The organism is Brevirhabdus pacifica, from assembly GCF_002797755.1.
Taxonomy (GTDB): domain Bacteria; phylum Pseudomonadota; class Alphaproteobacteria; order Rhodobacterales; family Rhodobacteraceae; genus Brevirhabdus; species Brevirhabdus pacifica.
Genome location: NZ_PGFI01000005.1, coordinates 1 through 3,622, shown reverse-complemented (window position 1 = coordinate 3,622; position 3,622 = coordinate 1). Strand labels below are relative to the sequence as shown.

Annotated in this window: 3 protein-coding genes; all 3 read right to left on the bottom strand. The window is 63.6% G+C overall.

The annotated features are described in order from the left end of the window. Positions 1–139: 139 nt before the first annotated feature. Complete coding sequence (locus tag CLV77_RS00145; RefSeq protein WP_076981298.1) at positions 140–793, bottom strand: DUF6927 domain-containing protein; 654 nt, start codon at positions 791–793, stop codon at positions 140–142. Continuing rightward, on the bottom strand, positions 793–1,386 hold the full coding sequence (locus CLV77_RS00140) for a hypothetical protein (RefSeq protein WP_009503761.1): 594 nt from the start codon (positions 1,384–1,386) through the stop codon (positions 793–795). The genes CLV77_RS00145 and CLV77_RS00140 overlap by 1 nt, the downstream gene beginning before the upstream one ends. Positions 1,387–1,457: 71 nt before the next feature. Next, positions 1,458–3,440, bottom strand: coding sequence for a ParB/RepB/Spo0J family partition protein (locus CLV77_RS00135; protein ID WP_076981299.1), 1,983 nt, complete (start codon positions 3,438–3,440; stop codon positions 1,458–1,460). Between the last annotated feature and the right edge of the window lie 182 nt (positions 3,441–3,622).

Here is a 3,622-nt window from a genome sequence, read left to right as displayed (position 1 = left end):
TGCGAGGGCTGTCATGGCAGTCTCCTGAAGAAAAGGGTCTTTGCTGCCCGCGATAGGTAATGCATTTGCATTGCCTTGTCAAGACAAGCCGCAGGATCTGCTGTCGCCGGGCAGGTCGATGAACCGTCCGGCGCAGGACCTAATTTCGCCCCGCCAGGAACTCCGCCAGCACCGGGCTGGCCGCACCTTTCGCGGAGCTGAGCAGCTCCGAGCCCGCAAGCGAGGCCTTCGACAGGCGCACGAGCCCACCAGTTTCCTCGATGCGGTAGCAGCGGCGTTTCTGCCGGCCCCGCCTGTAGTGGGTCGCGGTGACAATCTGGCAGGTACTGCCATCGGTGAGCGTCACAGGTGCTGCGAGCCTGATCTTGTCGCCTTCCTGGTAGTCTGGAATCGACGCCCAATCCCGGCAGCGCTGGCGCCAGTCCTGGGCGTAGCTGTCCGGGTCTTTCGCGTCGGAGAGGAGCTCGATCAACCCAAGGGGAGCGCGCGACTCGTTCGGGCCAGCACTTTCCTCCATGTCCTTGTAGCCCCAGCACCCGTCATCGTATCGGGTGAGGAAGACAGCCCCGAAAGTGATGGAGCCATCCGAATCGGTGACATAGGTCGTGTCCTCGACCGGCGAGCCATCGATACTTGTGACCTTTGCCGCCGCGTACCAAGTCGAACCCACCTTGCAGGCTTTGACCAGTTCGGTTTTGCGCGTGTCGCCCTCGAAAGTGCAGAGCCGGGCAATCTCCGCTTTCTCATCTGCGTAGGTCTGGACGCGGCCGTCGGTGTAGAAGAGCCAACCCATCACGCCGCCCTCCGGTCATCGATTTCCATCAGGGCGTCGAGCGGCACGCGGTAGGGCTGCATGGCGTCGAAATCCTCGCAATTGCCGCAGTTCTGCACGATCGCGAAGGTGTCGCATGCATCCTTGAGGATGACCCGGAAGGTGCCGCCGAGGCCCGAGGGCACTTCGTAGGTCCCGCCGATGAGATAGTCCGAGGCCCGGCGCACGAAGACACGGATGCTGTGGCCATCGGTGGCGAGCCGGATCGCCCCCTGCCCTCGGTCGATGAGCACCTGCACATCGTCGAGGATGTCGGTGTAGAACTGGCCGGTCAGATCGCGGAACGCCATGCGGCGCTGCGCCATCCAGTCGGTGTCCCGAAACGGGTTCATGCCGTCGGCGAAGGCGAAGGAGGGATCGGCCTGTTCGGTGGTGACGATACGGGTGGTCGTGCCATCGATGCCGTTTGAGCGCAGATGCACACCATTGCCGACGATCAGGATCAGGGCCGGCCTGTCCACGGGCCCGTTCCAGTTGGGCAGGAAGGTTTTGCAGGCGCGCGCATGTGCGATTTGCGCCGCGACAGCGGAGGCAGAGAACTTGAGAATAGCCATGGGATGTCTTTCCGTTGGGTGTGGGAGGGTCGACCCGCGCGGGGAACGCCTCGCGCGGGTCGCGTGAGGACTCAGGCCGCTTGCGCGACCTCGCTGTCAGGTTCCGGGGTTTCCGTGATCGGCGCCGCCTCATCAAAGGCGACACCGGCGGTCTGCATCATAGGCGGGCACCAGGCGGCCACGGCAGCGCGCTGCGCGTCCGTGAGCGTCGCGAAGGGCTCGGCGAAGAGCTTGTCGCAGAAGGCGACGATCTCTTTCTTGCTCGACGAGGCCAGCGTCACAGCCTCCTGGGCGAGACCCAGATCCTCGCCGAGGATCTTCAGGAGCCAGGCCTTCTTGAAGCGGTTGAAGAGCGCCGCATTCGGCGTCCAATGCGCGCGAATGTCGGGCATGATCTCGATCTCGAAATCATGCATAAGGCTGTCGCGCTGTCGGTCCCGAGCGAAGCAGGACTGCGTGGTGCTGGCCGTGGCAAAGGCCACGAGCTTGGCCTTCTCCCCTGCATCGAGCGCGCGAAACGCCGCGAACTGATCGGCGGGCGTGCGGGTGTCATCGAGCCAGGACAGATCAAGCGCATCATGCGCCGCCCCCACCTGCTCGAGCGAGGTCTCGTCGATCTCGTCCATCTTGGCATGGCTGCGGTATTCCTTGCGGGCATCGATCTTGATCGCCTGCGTGACACTCATTCCACTGGCCAGAACATCACTGACCAGCTTGAAGAGCGTGAGATCGAGCGTGGCGTCCGGATGCAGCGCCATCGCGGCGCCGAGGGCCATGGCCCGCTCGGTCTTGAGGTCCTCTGCCAGCGAGGCTGGATAAGTGATTTCGCCGGCGTCTGGGGCCTCCTCCCCGGTCGGGCTAGCCGAGGAGCCGCGCGCGCCTTCCTCTTTGACGGTGTCTTCCGGGCGGACGAGACCAACATGGAGCGTGATCTGCCCACCCTGCCACGAGGCTATCACCCCAGATCGCGCCAGGTCCTCGGCGCTGTAGGCCTCCTGCAGATCGCGGGCTTCCTCTTCCAAGGCGTCAACGCGGTCGTAAAGGGCGTTGTAGGCACCGTCCTCGAGCCCCTCATCCTCCATCTCGAGCTGCAATTTCTCAAGCTCGGCGGTGATCTCATCGATGCGCTTTTGGGCGGTCTCATCGGGTTCGATCGGGCCGGGATAAACGCGGCCGTAGTGGGCCATGGTCGCGTAATCATAGCGCACCATCGCATCGGCCCAGGCAAAGCCCAGCTTTATGCGAGCCTCTTCGGCGGCGGCACCGAGCTTCTCGAGCAGGATGGTCTCGACCAGCGCCGCATCCTCAAGCACGGAATGCTCTTCCAGAAGGTCAGCCGCGACAGCACCGCCACGCGCCTCGTAGTCTTCGCGCACGAAAGCCCCGATATCATCGCTGACCTGCACCCCGCGGGATTTGAGCGCCTGTCGAACGGTATAGGCCTGCAGAAAGCCGCCGTCTTTCGTGAGCGCCTCGTAGACCTCACGCTGCGCCTCCTGGCTCGGGTGCTCGGCGAAGGCCTTCATCGTGTCGAGCGTAATCACCTTGCCCCGAGCCGCAGCGCGGATGTCGGGGTGGATAAGGCCATAACGCAACCGGCCTTTTACGGCCGCCACCGTGGTGCCGAAGGTCTTGGCGATGGTCTCGGGCGTCTGGCCGTCGACCTCCATCATCCGGGCGAAAGCCTCGAACTCGTCAATCGCGTTCATGGGGGCCTGGGTGATGTTCTCGGCCAGCGACAGGGCCGTGGTGACGTCGCAGTCTTCCGGCACAAGGCGGCAGTCGATCTTGGTTTTCGCGGTGAACCCCTTGGCGGCCTTGTCTGCGACCAGCTCCTTCAGCGCGGCATGGCGTCGGCCACCAGCGAGGACAGCGTATTTGCCGTCGAGCTTCTGGACCAGGAGAGGCTGGAGCAAGCCCAGAACGGCGATGCTGGCCTTCAGATGCGCGATGTTCTCGGGGTCATAAGTTTCCGGCGCGTTGCTGCGCACATTGGCGGGATGCGCAGTGAGATCGCGGATGGCGACGGTGAGAGGGGCAAAGCTTGTGGTCATGGGATTTCCTTCCAGGTGGGTGAGATGCGGCCCGCGCGCTCGCGCGTGACCAATCCCCGGCTTCAGGGATCACCACGACAAAAGGCCCGCTTCCGTAATGGGGCGGGCCTCTGTCAAGGGTTTCGGGCAAGTCAAAAATCCCGGCGAAGACCTCATTCCTCACCAAGTTTAAGACACAAATT